Below are 17618 nucleotides of genomic sequence, written 5' to 3'. Positions count from 1 at the left end.
ATGTTCAAACTTGCTAGTAAATCCAGCAAAAAAACCAAAAATAAAAATGTTGAGAGGGGATTTACCATGTTGAAATTTAATGAAAAAGCATATTTAGCTGATGCAGAAGAAACGTATGAAACAAGAGGAATTATTAAAGAAATAGCCGATGAAATATCCGAAGAAGGTTTTAAAAATATTTTCTTCATTTCAGTTGGCGGATCTCTAGCCATCATGTGGCCGGTAGTGGAAATGATAAAACAATTAAGTCAGATACCTGTCTATGCTGAGCATGCTGCTGAAATTGTTCTTACGGATAATAACCAGCTAACAAAAGACTCGCTCGTTATTATGGCCTCCAAATCAGGGGATACGAAAGAAACGGTTAAGGCGGCTGAATGGTGTAAGGAAAGAGGTTATAGGGTAGTTTCCCTCGTAGGAACTCCGGAATCGCCTTTAGAGAAACTTAGCCGCTGGGTAATCCCAAACAAGGCGAAAGATGGAGTGGAATTCGAATATATGGCAATGTTTATGTTCGTCTTCCGCTTATTGGCCAACAATAATGAGTTTCCTGGTTATGAGAAGTTTGTGGACCAATTAAAGCATTTACCAAATAATTTACTTAGAGCAAAAGAGAAATTCGAGCCGATTGCAGATCAAATTGCCAAAAAGTATCATAATGAACCATATAATATCTGGGTAGGCAGCGGAGAAATGTGGGGAGAAGTATACTTATTTTCTATGTGTGTTTTGGAAGAGATGCAATGGGTAAGAACAAAGTCGGTTACTTCTCCGGAATTCTTCCACGGGACATTGGAGTTAGTTGATGAAGATATGCCAATATTTCTAGTTAAGGGAGAGGGGAAACAAAGAGTTCTTGACGATCGTGTAGAAAAGTTCTGTAAAGAATACACGAAAAAGCTTGTTGTATTAGATACAAAGGATTATGAGTTAGAAGGAATTGATGATGAATTTAGATGGATTCTAGCTCCAACAATATCTACAACTCTGTTGGTAGAACGATTAGCAGTTTATTATGAAAAATATACAGGACATGATTTAGACATCCGTCGCTATTATCGTCAATTTGATTATTAATGCGATTAAACCAATATTGATGATTTGTAAGTTAGCCTAAATAGAAACCATGCAGGAATCGTCCTTTGAGAAGGGCGATTTTTGCTAAAATTTTTTTTGGTATGTTCCGCTTCATCAGTTAGGGGGCAAAACCTAGTGATCTGGTTCTCAAGTAAACTTATATTAACGATCTGAAGGAACCTAATCGGATTTCTCTATCTTCCGGTAGCTTGAAAAGTTATAATAAAAGCCGTAAAAGTAAACATAAAATACGGAATATTTGTGCAGCCAATCATAAGAATGTATCAAGGACAGAAATAAATTACTAAAATTTCTCGCATTGCCTTATCCATGTACCTTACGTTTGGTCCCATTTAATAAATACATCCGAGGTGGGAAAATGCAAATCGAAACCAAGTTGGTGCAAAAGCCGCTGCAAACTGTAAATCTAACACAAAATTTAATTCAATCTATTACTTTACTTCAGTATACTAGCTTAGAACTGATCAGTTTAATTGAAGAGATAACGTTGGATAATCCGTTAATAGAGGTAGAGACTAATGACGCTTTTTTAGGGGGAGAATCAAAAAAACAGTATATAGAGGATGGAAAAGTTTCCGAACTATCATCAAAGGAGACATTTTTTTCTCTTAAAAGTTTTTTGTATGAACAGATTATAGACTTACAGCTGAATAAAGAGGAGTTCAGGCTTTTACGTATTCTTATTGAGTCCCTTGATGAAAACGGTTACTTGGAAATGGATGAAAACGAAGCTTGTGAGTTATTAAGTGTAGGAAAGTCCGAATTTAACAGAGTCCTTACTCTTTTGCAAAGCTTGGATCCGATTGGCATTGGGGCTAGAAGCTTACAGGAATGTTTTCTTTTACAGCTAAATAAAAGTCATAGTGTTCACTGCCATACATCCATTATTGTAAAGGAATACTTTGAGGATCTTATAAAAATGAATTGGAACAAAATTTCAAAGGAGCTGGGTTTGACACCTGATGAAATTAAAGGAGTAGTCAAAGACCTGAAAAAGTTGAATCCTAAACCGGGGATTGAATTTTTGAACAGTCCAACTGAATATATCATCCCTGATATTGTTATTGAGTACAATGCCGGCCAATGGCAATATCACTTTGGTGATGATACATATTTCAAAATAAACTTTGATAAACAGTACTATACTAAATTAAGTAAATTAGAAGATCTGTCAATTAATAAGTATTTAATCGAGAAAATCAATCAATATGAATGGTTAAAATCCAGCTTGGAACAAAGAAAAGAGAATATCAAAAAGGTTACGAAAGCGATTGTTAAAAGACAACACCTATTCTTTTTAAATAAGAGGATGGATTTGGAGCCAATGACAATGACCGAAATAGCTCAGGAGATTGGGTTGAATGAATCAACCATTTCCCGGATAGTCAATAATAAATATATCAGAACACCTGCCGGTACATTTTTCATGCGAAATTTGTTTTCAGTGAAAGTCACCAAAAACAAACTCCATGGTGAAGTTTCATCGACTTTTATAAAGAGAGAGATAAAGAATATTATTGAGAGTGAGAACAGAGCAAGGCCCTATTCCGATCAAAAAATTGTTGATTTATTGGGTACTAAAGATATAAATATATCTAGAAGAGCAGCTGCAAAGTACAGGAATGAACTTACTATCCCTACCGCTTCGGAGAGGAAAAATTTATACTACTGATTGATTTTATACTGACTTTACCATTCTATTTGTATATCCTGTATTAGACCATTTACATGAGTTGAACTCATTTGGTATGGGGTCCGGGCGTCAAATCCGAACAAATGTAAAGAGGGAGTTTGAGTAATATGGCTCTAAAAGAAAATATACTTGAGTTATTAATGGACCAGACAAATGAATTAAATCTTGATGAACTGGGCGGGGAATTCACTGCAAATGAAATATCAAAGGTTTTCAATATAAAACGTAATACCGTCAGTCACTACTTAAATCAGTTTGTCGAAGAAAACGCAGTGATTAAAATTAATACAAGACCTGTATACTTTTTTAGCAAAGAGGTTTTTGAAAAGAAGTTCTTCCCGGTAAAAAGATGTGTTTTTGAAAGCGTTAACGATTTAAAAAGAGAGAACGCCTTAACCTATGGTGAAACAGATGTACTTCAAAAGTTAATAGGTGCTGATGGGAGCTTAAAAAGAGCTATTGAACAAATTAAAGCATCTGTTTATTATCCTGGCGGATTGCCAATAATGCTAGCTGGTCCCACCGGTGTAGGAAAGAGTTACACAGTGGGAATGATATATAAATACTGCATTGAAAAAGGAATTCTCTCGAAAAACGCCCCCTTTATAACGTTTAATTGTGCGCAGTATGCTAATAATCCTGAACTGCTTTCAAGTTATCTGTTTGGCTATACAAAAGGGACATTCACAGGTGCGGATGCTACTAAAGAAGGACTGCTAGCCGCCGCAGATGGGGGGATTCTTTTTCTTGACGAAGTACATAGACTAAACGCTGAGAGTCAGGAAAAGTTGTTTGTTTTCATGGATCAAGGAAGATATCGTCGAATGGGAGAAAGTGAAGTCTATCACAATTCAAATGTTAGACTTGTTTTTGCGACAACAGAAACACTCCAAAATCATTTTCTTCAAACATTTTTGAGAAGGATTCCAATCCAAATAAAAATACCCAGTCTAAACAGGCGTGGGGAGAAAGAAAAAAGGCAATTTGTATATATGTTTTTAATTAATGAAGCTAAAAAGCTGCATATTCCTATTAAAATCACAAATCATGCCATTAACGCACTGACCAAGCATAACTACTCCAATAACATGGGAGAATTAAGCAGCATGATAAAGCTTATTGTTGCTTCTTCATTCGCAAAAAAACCTAATGCTGAAGAGGTAAAGATTACTCTTCAAGATTTGCCGGGAAAAATATTGGAAGATACATTATCTGCAGGCACTAGAACTGAAAAAACCAAGGATATCACTATTTATGAAACCTCCACCATGTATCAATTATACGAAAACAGTATTTCACATCTCCAACCCATTAAAAGCACATATGAAAAAGTATTGATGTTATTTGGTGACATGTTGGAACAAAAATATTCACTTGATACTTTTCAAAGTAATCTAGTAGAAGAGGTAAATGTTTTATTTGACCATTTAATATTTGATTATGCAAGAGAAAGCGAAGACACACTAATTGACATAACCATGGTGAACATCGAAGAATCAATAGAACATATTGAGAAGAATTTTAATGCAAGGTTTAATGGGAACAGCATATATGCAATGGCATACTTTTTATATTATAAAGGCAACACGGATTTCCATTGGACCGAGCCCCAATTATCGTTGATAAATAAACTATCCGAACATTTAGGGACCTCTTATAAATATGAACAAAAACTGGTACGGCTCATCATCGATAACTTGAAAAATAAATTAGATCTGAAAGTTGAATTGATAGATGAAATCATACTATGGATTTACTTAAGAGGATTAAAAGTGGATAACAATGTTAAACATCCAAGGGCAGTCATATTGGCCCATGGTTATGCAACAGCAAGCAGTATCGCCAATGTAGTAAATCGGTTGTTAGGGAAAAATATTTTCGAGCCTTTTGATATGCCAATTGATATTTCCATAAATGATATCGCTACTAAGGTTCTTAACTATATAGAAAAAGATGATATCTCACAAGGTCTAATTATATTGGTAGATATGGGGTCATTAAAAAATATTGATAAACTTATTAAAGATAAAATCAAAGCTCCTGTCGCTATTATTAATAATGTATCGACACAAATGGCATTACATCTGGGAAGTATAATAGCAAAAGATATGCTTTTGGAGGAAATCGTTAAAGTCGTTACTGAAAAGTCAGTAATGGACTATAAAGTACTATACCCTGAAAAGGAAAAGGAGAAAGTGATCGTTACTTCCTGTCAAACGGGAATGGGGACAGCATTGCAAATTAAGAAGCTATTGGATAATAGTATACCTGCCGACTTGAATATCAAAATTGTGGCTCACGACTATAACCGTCTAAAGGAGCTGAAAGATAGAGAAACACTATTCCGGATGTACGACGTAATTGCAATAATTGGTACCTCTGACCCTGATATAGACAGGGTTCCCTATATTTCGCTAGAAGATATTGTATCAGGGAGCGGAGAACAGAAGATGCGTGAAATTTTCCTTCCTATAACTACAAGTGAGTGTTTCAACGAGATTAATAATAATATTGTGTGGAATTGTTCTTTAGAGCGTGTGATAGACTCGATAACAATACTAGATTCAGAAAAAATTCTTGCCCATGTGAAAGATTTCGTAGGCTCTTTGGAGCTAAGGTTAAAAAAGAGGCTTTCTAACGAGAGGAAAATTGGCATATATATACATGTTAGTTGCTTGGTAGAAAGGTTAATAAGACGTGAACAAATCGAAACCTATCCTAACCAAACCATATTTGAGCAGTCTCAAAAAGAGATCATAAAGGCAATTTATGAATCCTTCAGACCAATAGAAAGTATTTATAATGTCAAAATTAATACAGCAGAAATTGGATATATATATGATTATTTATCATCGAATAACTGATAAGCGATAAGCCTTCGATTCAAAAATGGGTCTTGCCTGTAAGCGATAGCCAATAAACACAATTTCTGATAAACCAATGAACATCACTACATTCACCCTATAAATTTGATGGCAGAGAATGGCTTATGATAAATCCCGTCAAACAAAGCAACACGACCGACCGATAGTCCCATGTCGGCCGTGTTGCTATTCTTTTATCACGATTAGGATTTCGAATAATACTCTCCGCAAATCAATAGAGCGGTCCTGCCTTTTTGATGAATAATAGTTGACGATGATTTCGACAGCCATGAGCCGGACTTCCGCAGTCATCAAATCCTGATTCAATTCAGGATTTTTTTTTACGCCATTTATAGGAAAAAAGCTAATGTTGAAGGGAATGAGTCGGAAATTGTCGAGAGATATACTGTAAATTTATTGGAAAAAGGACGACTTTTGTATTATTCGGTGAATTCTATCATTATGAATCCTTTCAGGAGGTGATCATATAGCCGTTTAGAAAGTATTTCAACCTAGGCCTAAGAGGAGGGAGGTAAATGTTAAAACCAAAAGATATGAAGATATTCCACGAAATGCTGGGGAATTCTCCGATTGAAGTGGAGTGCTTTTATTATGATGGCTATGTTAAGGCATTCGCCAACTATTATTACTACGAGGAGGACTGCGTGACCGGCTCGTCACAATCAGCGAAGGAGAGACTGGCCATCAAGGATGCAATAATGGATCTGAGAATAGAGCTTCAACGGTTCTTTGCCCACCAAAACATATGGGAAACAACAAGCCCCAATGCGGGTGAACCGGTAAAGATCTGGTTCCGAAATGAAAAATGGAGTTGATTAGACCTGATCAATCATTTGATTAGCCGGAAATACGTTAATCAAACAATTGATTAACTGCTGTTTACAGAAAACCCGCTGGAATACATATATTTTTCCTCACATTAAGCCGTTTTGTTTTTCCTCATCCTAAGAATATTACCCTTGAGGAAGTTCAACACGTCCTTTTCCGGCTCCTATTGACCGATTGAATGACGGATACCGTTCCTAAAACCTCATAGCGACAGCTTCAGACACTGCTTGCATATTTTACTGCTTCTGCTCAATGGCCACAATGGTTGACTGGACGGCGTGGGACGGCATGCTTTTTTATCTTCCCGAAATAAGAAAATCGAGGAGGACTAAAATGGAAGTTGCTGATATGTATATTATCGAGCCTGTAACTGGTCGCGTTATGAAGGGTGACAAAAGAACCAAAGGAGTAGACAGTCCTAGATGATTGACTTTTTGAAATTTTGTTACTTTTTACCCGTAGGATTGTGAGAATAGGTGAGCTATAATGAACCCATCACTTATACGGGTTTCATGTTACTGACAGGATCAGGCATGGAATAGTTACAAGTTTAGCAGATTGCTAACTTGTGCTATCTCCATGCCTTTTTTGTTTTTATAAGGGGGTGATTTCAGTCAGGGTGAAAGACTGTGCACTGTAAGGATATGAATAATTTAGGGGGGGAAGTCTTGAATTTTAAAAAGCTCGGCATCAGTTTGATAGGGACCGTTTTGATTATGGTCAATCTGTTTTCTCCTGTATTAGCAGAAACTGAGAATAAACCGGTTAAAACATCGGCGGCAGAGGTTCTAAAATCAATTGAAGACAAAAAACCCGTTATTTCGGCGGATGGAAAATCAGTCATTTTGCCAGACCCCAATAATCCGGACTATGAGGTGTCACTATATGGGTCTGATAACAAGCAAATCATTGATATGAACAAGAACTTTCATCAGCCGATCAGCAATATGTATGTGAACATTTTGTATAAGGTACAAAACAAACAAAATGAAAGCGATTACGCCGTTTCTGAAGATGATATCCGTGTTAACGTGGAAGGCCAGTACCAGCAACAGGCAGGTGACAATCCCGTTCCAGCGGTACTTCCCAGTATTCGAGAATGGAAAGGATACAGCGGACACTTTACTTTAACGAATCAATCCAGAGTCATCGTAAAAGGCAAAGTTTCTGCGGATTTTGGGAAACAGCTGCAGCAGTATTTCAAAAATATGTTGAAGATTGATATCCAAGTCACATCAGGCGAAGCAGCAGGAGCAGGGGATATTCTATTTGCGATTGACCCGGCAGAAGAATATCTTGGGAAAGAAGGTTATACGTTTGAAGTGAAAGATGCAATTACCGTAAGGGCACCCGAGCAAACCGGACTCCTTTACGGGGCAACAACACTAACGCAAATTTTTTACCAATCGGAGGATAAGAGAACAGCGCCAAAAGGGCTTGTTCGGGATTATCCGAAATATGAAGTTCGGGCCGGTATGCTCGACGTGGGAAGGATGTATATCCCGCTCGATTACGTTCAAGAAATGACGGAGTATATGGCTTGGTTTAAGCTGAATGAAATGCAAATGCATATTAACGATTACAGAGGCGCCCCGAATTACTCCGCGTTTCGGGTGGAAAGCAAAAAGTACCCACAAATAAATGCCGAAGATGGCTACTACACACAAGAGGAGTACATTGCTTACCAAGAAGATATGAAGAAATATGGGATTGATATTGTCACAGAAATCGATACGCCTTATCATGCGGAGAGCTTCAGGGCCGTAAATCCTAATATGATGCTGAAGAAGGGCGCTCTCGATATTACCACCCAAGAAAAAAGAGATCTGGTTTATCCGTTCATTGAATCTCTTTTCGATGAGTTTTTAGGTGAATCTGTTACGGATAGCAGCAGAGTATTTAAAAGCAGCAAGTTTCATATAGGAACAGATGAGTATGACAAAGAATACTCCGAACAAATGAGGGCTTATACAGACCACTTTATCAAATATGTGAATAAGAAGGGCTATGAAACAAGATTATGGGGCTCTATTGGGAAAAACGGCTTTGATGGCCAAACACCTGTTACGGGCGAAGCAACAATGAACATATGGGCCCCGTACTGGTCGGATGTAAAAGAGATGTACGGGATGGGCTTTGACATTATTAATACAGCTGGCGGGGATTTGTACATTGTCCCGATCGGCAATGCAGGCTTCCCTGATTATCTGGATATCAAAGACAAGTACGATTCGTGGGAAGTTAATAACTTCTGGTCAGCGATGCGCCAAAATGGCTTGGGCGGCGCTACGATGCCATTTGCACATCCGCAAACAAAGGGTGCTGAGTTTGCCTTGTGGAACGACTTGACCGCATTTTCGGGCGGACTTTCCAGCCATGACATTTTTGACCGCTATAAAGATGCAGTAATGCTTGTAGCAGAGAAAACGTGGTATGGCGAGAAAACAGAGGGACAAACATCGGATGAGTTTATGCAAAGGGTAGCGACTTTTCAAGATAAGATTCCGATGTCCAATCCAGGCAGATATATAGAATCGAATAGCGAAGTTGTATTGAGCTATGATTTTGAAAATGTAAAAGGAAATACGGTCGAGGACAAATCGGGGAATGGCTACGATGCGGAGATTGTGGGCGGGACTGTGGACGACGGTTCACTCTCCTTGGACGGAAACGGTTATTTGAAACTGCCGCTCTCGGGTATGGGCTATCCATATACGGTTTCCTTCGATATTGAGCTGGAAGAAGGTTCGTCCCCTGACGCAACCATCTTTGCGGGAAAGGATGCCAATTTCTATTTGAATATCGACCGCTCTGGGAAGCTGGGATATGAAAGAAATGAACCAACCTCCCCGAACAGCGAGCATAAGTTTATCAATTATAAATTCGGCTTTGACCAGGGCCTGCCAACAGACAAAAGGACAAATGTCTTGTTGATGGTCGACAAGAAGGAAACAACCATCTTCTTTAACGGGCAAAAGGTTTCAACTGCGAAGCAATTGAACCGAAAGGAACTAAAGACAGGCGATTCTACGTCTTTGGTGCTGCCACTTGAAACGATCGGGAAGGGCATCAAAGGGAAAATTGACAACATCAAGCTGGTGAATAAAGTATTATCCAACAGCTTATCCAGGAATATTGCCTTGAATCAAAAAGTGACGGCCTCCTCCGAATACAATGCTGAACAGGCAGCATCCTTCGTAACGGATGGGAATTTCGGATCGAGATGGGGCTCCCAGTATAGCGGCCTATCAGATGCCGATAGAGATAAACAGTGGCTTGAAATTGAGTTGGATGCCGTATATGAACTCGACACGGTCAAAATCTTTTGGGAAAATGCCCGGGCCAATGTCTACGATATCCTCGTTTCAGAGGACGGCAAGGAGTACACAAAAGCCTACTCCTACTCAGAAACATCAGCGAAAGCAAATACGGATACGGTTACTCTGCCCAACACAAAAGCCAAGTTTATCAAGATTGACATGAAAAAGAGATCCACCAAATATGGATACAGTATTTTTGAAGTAGAAGTATTCGGCAAAGTGGACTTTGAATTCGCCGAAAAGTTCATAGCTGAATCAAAGGAACGACTGAAGGCTGTATCTGAAAAGCTTAGCGGGATGGCTGAGAGAGAACAGCTCGAAGCCGCGATTGCCGAACTGGAAATCTTCCTATTCGACGGAAATACGGACATGTTCCTATTTGACAGGTTAATCGGCAAGCTTACACAGGCAAAGCAAAAATTTGAGACAAGCATCCTCGACCTGACTGCCGCCGAAAAGCTGATCAAAGAAGCGAAGGAAATCCTCTCGATTACACCGCCAGAAAACAGCGGAAAAATGGAGCGGGAGACGTTGCAGGCTCTTATCGGAGAGTTGGAAGCAATCATGGCAGGCGATGTTATAGATAGGGCCGCCTTTGATACGTCGTTCAATCGACTGAGGGAGGCAAAGGAGCAATTTATCGCCAGCATTCAGTACGCTGACTTCCCGAGAAACCTCGCTTTGAAACAGAAGGCCACCGCTTCATCATCGTATAACGACAGTCAAGGGATACACTTAATAAATGATGGAGATATGGGAACCAGGTGGGGCTCAAAGTATGAAAAAGGAGCCAATTTTGTAAATGAACAATGGGTTCAAATCGAACTCGAGAAGGAAACGGATTTTGACACATTAATCCTTCGATGGGAATCAGGCCGGGCACAGAAGTATAAAGTATCCGTATCAAACGATGGGGTGAACTACAAAGAGGTTTATGCTCAAGATAAAGTGACATCGAACCTTACCGATGTTCTTGACCTCAAAGACAGCAAAGCGAAATACGTAAAAATTGACATGCTGAAAAGAGCAACAATATACGGATATAGCATCTTTGAACTGGAGATTTATAACTACTCCGCAGCGAAAGAAGTAATCAGCCAGGCAAATGGGCTGCTTGAAAAGACTCCGGCCAATCCGAATATTGATGCCGAAAAGCGGGCAGAGGAAGAGCTGCTAGCTGCTATCAAACGTATGCAAGACTATATCGCCAGCCAGAAAAAAGATGAGGTAAGCTACAATACAGCCCTGAATAGCTTGCACGCAAAAAGCAATGCCTATCGGGAAGCTGTAAACAACACCTCACTCTCGGTAACACCAGAATCAGCACAGCTAGCAGTGGGTGAGACACTTCAGCTTACCGCTAAGACAGAGAATGAAACCGGCTTAAAGTGGAGCAGCAGCGATACAGATATTGCCACAGTAACAAACGATGGCCTAGTTACCGCCATTGGTCCAGGAAATGTGCAAATTAAAGTAACCACTGAGGACGGCTCGCAGTCTGCGGTTAGCCAGATAACGGTAACTAATCCTATAGATAAAACTGCTTTGGAAACGCTCATCGATGAAGGGGAGAAGTTGCAAAAGGAAGAGTACGAGGAACAAGGCTGGGCAGTATTCAGGGAGGCACTTGCCGCAGCAAAAGCGACTTATTCAGACAGTGGAGCGAAACAGGAAGAAATTGAGCAAGCATATGCCAATTTAACGAGAGCTATAGAGGGTCTTGTGAAGATTGATGCAGAGCTTCCAGATAAAACAAAGTTGAACGAAACGATAGCGTTGGCGGAGGCAAAGGAAGAAGCTCAGTATGAAGAGGAAAGCTGGGCAGTCTTTGCTGCAGCATTAAGCGATGCGAAGTCCGTTGCAGCTCAGGAAAACGCATCTCAAGCGGATATCGATCAAGCGGTATTGGCATTGAAGCAGGCGATGGAAGGCTTGCAGCCAAAGGAATCATTGTCTCCGGATAAAACGAAGCTAAGAGACGCTATCAATAAGGCAAAGCAATTAAAAGAGGGAGATTACAAAGAAGCGGGTTGGCCAGCCTTTATGGAAGCTCTAACAATTGCTGAAGAAGTACTTTCAGATGAAGAGGCTACTCAGGAGACTATTGATAAGGCTCTCGAGCATTTAACAATAGCAATGAATCACTTAGAAAAGGTTCAGGACGATTCTCCAAATAAATTTAAGCTGATTGAACTCATTGAAGCGGCGACTCAAAAACAGCAGGCGGATTATGAGGAAGAAAGCTGGGATCTGTTTGTGATGGCATTGGAAAAAGCCGAATCCGTCTTGGAGAATGAAGAAGCAACCCAGGAAGAGATTGATGAAGCGGTTAACGAGCTGGAAAAGGCGTTGGAGGGGTTAAAGCGCATTAATCAGCCGGATACAGCAGAACTTGAAGATTTAATCGAACTTGCAAGCGGAAAGCATGAAGCAGAATACAAGGAATCCAGCTGGCAGATTTTTGCCGAAGCTTTAGAGCAAGCAAGGGCTATTCTTGGCAGTGAAACGGCCACTCAGGAAGAAGTCGATGAAGCGGCTGCAGCATTACAGGCTGCGATGGACCGGTTGATCAAGAAAGATCCACAGGTCACGGATAAATCAAAACTAAAAGCGGTCCTAAATCAAGCTGCGGAGAAGAGAGCATCGGATTATACTCCTGAGAGCTGGGAACCATTCATGCAGGCCTATACTCAGGCGAATAATGTTTTAGCGAACCATGAAGCGGACCAAGATACCATTGATCAGTCTACCATCTTGTTGATAGACGCCATGAATCAATTAGTGAAAATCGCTGTTGAACCGCCAATTGTGGTACCGCCAACGCCGCCAGTGGTGAATCCGCCGACACCACCGGTTGTAGTTCCACCGGTACAGCCTGAAAAACCGGCAGAACCGGAAAAGCCAACCATCCCTGAAAATGTTGTTATTACAGGGAAAAGCGCACTGCAGCAGGCGGAGGATAAGACGGTCAGGGCGATAGAGATCAAGCTTCCAGCGTTAACCGATAAGACAAATGAAGTAATTGCGGAAGTCCCTGCGGATATCTTGAAAAAGCTTGCTTCATCTGGAAAGCCTGTAGTCGTGAAATCCGGCGAAATGAGTGCAAATATACCGGCGTCGTTGCTACACTCCATTTCTAAACAAAATATTGATCAGCTATCCATTCACTTGGGAATCAGTGATCAAAAACCAAATAGAAATGAAGCTGTATCGCCTTTGTTTACCATTCAAGTAAAGGTGAAAACAGGAGGGAAAACCGAAGTGCTTACAAACTTTGCTGAACCAATTACAGTTCAAGTTCCTGTAAAAGACGGGGCAGTGAAGGATAAGCGCAAAGTTGCGGTGTATAGAGTGGATGAAAATCAGCTTGCCTATGCGGGTGGGAAATATAACAAAGGAAGCATTGAATTTTATGCTGGGCAATCCTCTGACTATATAGCCCTAGAAAGAAACCTGACATTTGCAGACATCCAAAAGCACTGGGCTAAAGATCAAATTGAAGTATTGGCCTCCCGTTCTATTACGAATGGGAAAGGCATGGATGAGTTCGCTCCAAACGATTCGCTTACACGGGCGGAATTTGCTGTACTGATTGCCCGCGCTCTCCAGTTACCATCGAAGGCATACGAAGGCATCTTCAGCGATGTAAACGCGAATAAAGATTGGGCATACGAAGGGATTGAAGCTGCCTACCGTGCAGGCATTATTACTGGCAGAACGCCGAACACCTTCGATATGGATGCAAACATCAGCCGTGAAGAATTGGCGACGATGGTGATGCGAGCGATAGAATATCGCAATCAATCCCTGACAGAGAACTTGAATACACAAGGAAACTTCAAGGATCAAGGTGCCATCAGTTCCTTTGCAAAGAAAGCTACATCTCAGGCAAGCGCATTGGGCATCGTCCAAGGCAAGGAGGACAACGTATTTGATCCCAAGGGTCAAGCATCACGCGCAGAATCTGCAACGATGTTGTTCAGGGCTTTGGCTAAACTTGATGAGTTTTTAACTGATCTGATATTGAACAAGCCCCGTCGCATTCGCATACAGCGCAGCATGGGTGCGGTCGGCCAAGTTCAATTTGGAGAGGACTTGACTGACATGTTTCTTTACTGTGTTCTCCGAGATGAACAGTCTTTCGGAGATTTGTTTATTTGATAGCCCCATTCCGAGTTCGCGCAGCACTTCTTTCTCCTTATATGTAAGCTGTTCTACGTGGGTAATTTCTTCAAGCTCTTTTTTTTGCATGAACTGGTCAAAGACTTCGGGGTCGTAATATTTTCTGCCTCTTTGAATGAGGTGGAGGGCATGAATCAATTCTTCTGGGAGTGCTTCTTTGGAAATGTAGCCGTCCACATTCATCGCTCTAGCGTGTTCAAAGTCTGCCGGTTCGCTTGAAGACGTAAGGATGGCAAACTTCGCCCTGCAGCCTCTATTTCTCGCCTCTGCCATCATCCGTAATCCGCAGTCCGATCCTATATGAAGGTCTGTCAGTACGAGATCCGGTTTGAAACTACTTATTAAGGATAAGGCGTCTCTACTACTTTTTGCTTCTTCCAGTGCTTCCACACCTTCCTGATGGGACAAAATGGAGGCAACTCCTTTCCGAATGAGAGTTTGGTAATCCACAAGCAAAATCCGCATCACATCATCCCCCTTTTGCAAAATAAAAACCCAATTCCCCTTGAACAAACATGTCCAAGCAGAACCAGGCCGGTTGCACCACTCACTCCATACATCCCAGGTGCCCATATAAAGGATGTACTTCATCGTTTCCGTGTATAGGTTTTCTTCTACCAAAAAGTATACATAGAGTTGGGAAAAAACATTGTCGTTTCCTCATATTAAGGTAGTTCTATTTTTGTAATATTCCCTCTTATTTTGCTGTTCTTCAATTTACTGGTACAAAGGTATACCACGAAGTTGGTACGTCAGGAGAAAATGAGGGGCAAAAGATTACCCTTTAGAGGGAAGTGAAATCCCGCCCATCCTCCTATACTGAAGATAGATTCAAAGAGTTGAGAGAGACGATAGGAGGGGGTTTGCGAACGAAGTGAGGCAACAATGAATTAAGAGGTGCTACATATGAAAAGGTCTTTTACCATTCTAACCCTAGTACTTTTGCTTTTATGTGCCGGAACCATTTATGCAAGCAGCAATTCTGATCAAAACCTTTCTCAATGGTATGAAAAGGTGTTTGAGAGCAAGAGTACACAAGTAGGAAAAGAAGCAGCAGCCGGGCTGATGAAACTCATTCAGCAATCAAATTCCTTTCTAGCAAAAACAAAGGTGAATTCTGCTAATGCACTGGCAATCTTCCAGGCTGACACGACACTCGGTTTTATCACGAACATCCAACAACAAAAATCCGATTACGTAACAGACATCAAGGCCGCAAAGGAACAGCTGCATAACGAGAATTTACGAGAGTACATCGAAAACCGCAATATCGAAGCGGATATAGAACAAGATGTTGAAAAAATAATGGAAGAAGTCTTTAACAACTAAAAACAATAAAAGGGGATAAAAAACATGCTGAAAACACTTAAAGGGAAAGTAATCGCAGGAACAGTAGCTGTCGGACTTGTAGCGGGTGGAGGAGTGGCATTTGGTGCGACAGATGCAGGACAGAATCTGTTGAACTGGTATAATGCCCAATTTGGAAAAGCAAGCAACACTGTTTCAAAGGAAGTAGCTGCCTATGGGAATGGAAAGGTCGACGGTTTTGTTGAGGAATATAACGCATTAAAAGCAACCACTACAACAAAGCTTACAGAAAAAGGAGAATTTGTAGCCGGGGTTACAAACAAAGCTGTAAGAACTACAGCTGATGGACATATTGACGCAATCAAAGAGCAAAAGGCACATATCGAGGGCTATCTCGCAGATCAATTTGATAAACTGGCCCAATATACGCAAGGATTGATCAATGAGTCCGGTGACAAAGCATTAAAGGATGCAAATGCCGACCTGCAGAAACATGCTGTTGCAGTAGGGACTGAAACGAGAAAGAACATGGAGGAAGATATGAATGCTGCGACGGCAGCAGCACTGAAGGATTTAGAGGAGACGATTAAATGGGCTAAAGAAGACCTCCAAGCACAGCTCGATAAGGAGACGGGGCTGACCATCGAGGAAATCAAGGCAATGATTGATGCGAAGATTGCTGAGCTGCGCGCTGAAATTACGAAGAAAAACAATTCATTGATTGCTCTAGAGGAAAGAATAATTGTGAATACAGGAAAGATGGCTCAGATCCGGGCACAAGCAGAAATTGAAAAAATGGTAAACAATATGAACAACTAAACTTTCTTACAGCAAAAGGGCCTCCATATCGAGGTCCTTATTGTTTACGACAAGGAGGGAATGAGATGAAAACCAGCAAATCTGTAAGAAAAGTGTCCATCTTGCTTGGGACAATGCTGCTGGCGGCAGTGATTGGCAGCGGAACGACCAAAGCCCTTGCAGGTCAAGACATCTTTGCCATCTTAGCAAACTGGTTCAACACCAAACAAACGGAATCCGTCCAACAAATTGAAGCAGCAATCACCGCTGAAAAAGAAAAATTAATGGATGAACTAAGGATTGCAATGCAAGAGGAAAAGCAACGGGCTGAAGAAGAAATCGCAAACTTCAGGGCCGAAGAGATCGCAAAAAGGGTGGCAGAATTGCAAAGCTATGCTGCCAGCCTGAACATACATATTGATACTTCCGCTCAAAAGGCGGAAATATCCGCTGATCTTGATGCTACGTTGGCGGCTGCTCTGGAACAAATCAATCAACAGGTAAGTGCTGCACCGCCGGCAGGGGGGATAGCACCTCCTCCAGTTGTTATTCCTAAGGAGGAAATTCCAAACGAAGAAAATGCTAAACCGTCAGTTGACGGGGAAGGAACGGAGAGTCCAGCGGTTGATGAAGAATCTGCCTTCGAGCAAGAATCAGCCGAGGAGCCAGCTGGAGAGGATGCGGGAGAGCAGGATGAGACGCCCTCTGTACAAGTAGAAGAACTGGAACTCAATAGTGTGAATTTGCATTTAAAATGATTGAGTAAATGGTTAATTTGTCGAAGAAACCCCTGTAGAAAAACGAGGCCACTGAAAAAGTCTATATTGGGATGGGAAACCGAGAATGGGGCGATTCCTCATTCTCGGTTTTTCGCTTTGAACCCGGGGATCTGCGTTCCAGGCGGACGCTTTCCGCGGGGCAAGCCTTCCTTTCGTGGATAAATGGCAAGTACCTACCATCATACGGCAATCAAGGTACGCCTCAAGAAAAGTATGTACGTCCCAGGAAAAGTATGTACGCCTCAGCGAAAGTATCTACCACCTCAGGAAAGTTATTTACCAATTAACCGTATTATCCCGAGGCCAAGAACTCCTGTCATCTGAAGCTTGAGCTTCGGGCCAACAGGATGTCCTTAGGTTAATGAAAAAATAGTACAAAACGGAAAGGAAAGAGGGACATTCTGTCGTTATTCAAGCAGAATCTGTCTCTTTTTCCCATGTAAAAAGTATGTTTCATAGAAACTTAACGTTTTTTCAGTGGCCTCAGAAAAAAATGCAGGGTTTTTTGCTATACAATAGCCAGTTTCAAAATAGTTCGATTCAGTTTCCACTACAGGCTTTTCCTTCACTATCCCCATGTGCAGAGTCCTCCAATCAAAGGAAATCTATAAATCTAAAAGTTTTTTTGGCCTGCTAACAAAATTTTTAGAAAAACAAAATAATTGTTTGACAAACTAAAAAATATTTTTTATTATGAATAACAAGAAGTTTGGTAATTCAATGGAGG

The 17618-nt window shown here is 40.9% G+C and carries 9 protein-coding genes, 1 pseudogene and 1 riboswitch; of the genes and pseudogenes, 8 read left to right on the top strand and 2 right to left on the bottom strand.

Annotation, left to right across the window (positions count from 1 at the left end; all coding sequences use genetic code 11):
- Positions 1 to 66: 66 nt before the first annotated feature.
- The 5 genes and pseudogenes from AC0TWI_RS10425 to AC0TWI_RS10405 form a co-directional block, all read left to right on the top strand.
- Positions 67 to 1077 (top strand): SIS domain-containing protein, encoded by a 1011-nt coding sequence (locus AC0TWI_RS10425; RefSeq protein WP_488126283.1) that lies wholly within the window; start codon positions 67 to 69, stop codon positions 1075 to 1077.
- Between the two features lie 379 nt (positions 1078 to 1456).
- Positions 1457 to 2770, top strand: a complete 1314-nt coding sequence (gene rpoN / locus AC0TWI_RS10420; protein WP_488126282.1) for an RNA polymerase factor sigma-54 — start codon at positions 1457 to 1459, stop codon at positions 2768 to 2770.
- Positions 2771 to 2898: 128 nt separating this feature from the next.
- Complete coding sequence (locus AC0TWI_RS10415) at positions 2899 to 5655, top strand: sigma-54-dependent transcriptional regulator (protein WP_488126281.1); 2757 nt, start codon at positions 2899 to 2901, stop codon at positions 5653 to 5655.
- A gap of 536 nt (positions 5656 to 6191) precedes the next feature.
- Positions 6192 to 6491 carry a hypothetical protein gene (locus AC0TWI_RS10410; RefSeq protein ID WP_488126280.1) on the top strand — a complete coding sequence of 100 codons (300 nt, stop codon included), beginning with the start codon at positions 6192 to 6194 and terminating at the stop codon, positions 6489 to 6491.
- A 657-nt stretch (positions 6492 to 7148) separates the two neighbouring features.
- Positions 7149 to 13775, top strand: a pseudogene (locus AC0TWI_RS10405) (discoidin domain-containing protein); the annotation flags it as partial.
- A gap of 57 nt (positions 13776 to 13832) precedes the next feature.
- Here the strand turns inward: AC0TWI_RS10405 and AC0TWI_RS10400 are convergent.
- Positions 13833 to 14471 carry a LuxR C-terminal-related transcriptional regulator gene (locus tag AC0TWI_RS10400; protein WP_488126279.1) on the bottom strand — a complete coding sequence of 213 codons (639 nt, stop codon included), beginning with the start codon at positions 14469 to 14471 and terminating at the stop codon, positions 13833 to 13835.
- A 58-nt stretch (positions 14472 to 14529) separates the two neighbouring features.
- Positions 14530 to 14613: riboswitch (cyclic di-GMP riboswitch) on the bottom strand.
- 299 nt (positions 14614 to 14912) lie between these two features.
- Between AC0TWI_RS10400 and AC0TWI_RS10395 the strand changes: the two genes are divergently transcribed.
- The 3 genes from AC0TWI_RS10395 (at position 14913) to AC0TWI_RS10385 (ending at position 16870) form a co-directional block, all read left to right on the top strand.
- Entirely contained in the window at positions 14913 to 15335 is a 423-nt protein-coding gene (locus AC0TWI_RS10395; RefSeq protein WP_488126278.1) for a hypothetical protein, read from the top strand.
- A 24-nt stretch (positions 15336 to 15359) separates the two neighbouring features.
- Positions 15360 to 16133: an MCP four helix bundle domain-containing protein gene (locus tag AC0TWI_RS10390; RefSeq protein WP_488126277.1), complete on the top strand. Its 774-nt coding sequence runs from the start codon at positions 15360 to 15362 to the stop codon at positions 16131 to 16133.
- 65 nt (positions 16134 to 16198) lie between these two features.
- Positions 16199 to 16870, top strand: a complete 672-nt coding sequence (locus tag AC0TWI_RS10385; RefSeq protein WP_488126276.1) for a hypothetical protein — start codon at positions 16199 to 16201, stop codon at positions 16868 to 16870.
- Positions 16871 to 17298: 428 nt separating this feature from the next.
- Here AC0TWI_RS10385 and AC0TWI_RS10380 read toward each other — a convergent pair whose 3' ends face one another.
- Entirely contained in the window at positions 17299 to 17469 is a 171-nt protein-coding gene (locus tag AC0TWI_RS10380) for a hypothetical protein (protein ID WP_488126275.1), read from the bottom strand.
- Between the last annotated feature and the right edge of the window lie 149 nt (positions 17470 to 17618).

The organism is Lederbergia sp. B243.17 (assembly GCF_057657925.1).
This window is presented reverse-complemented; position numbering and strand designations above follow the sequence as displayed.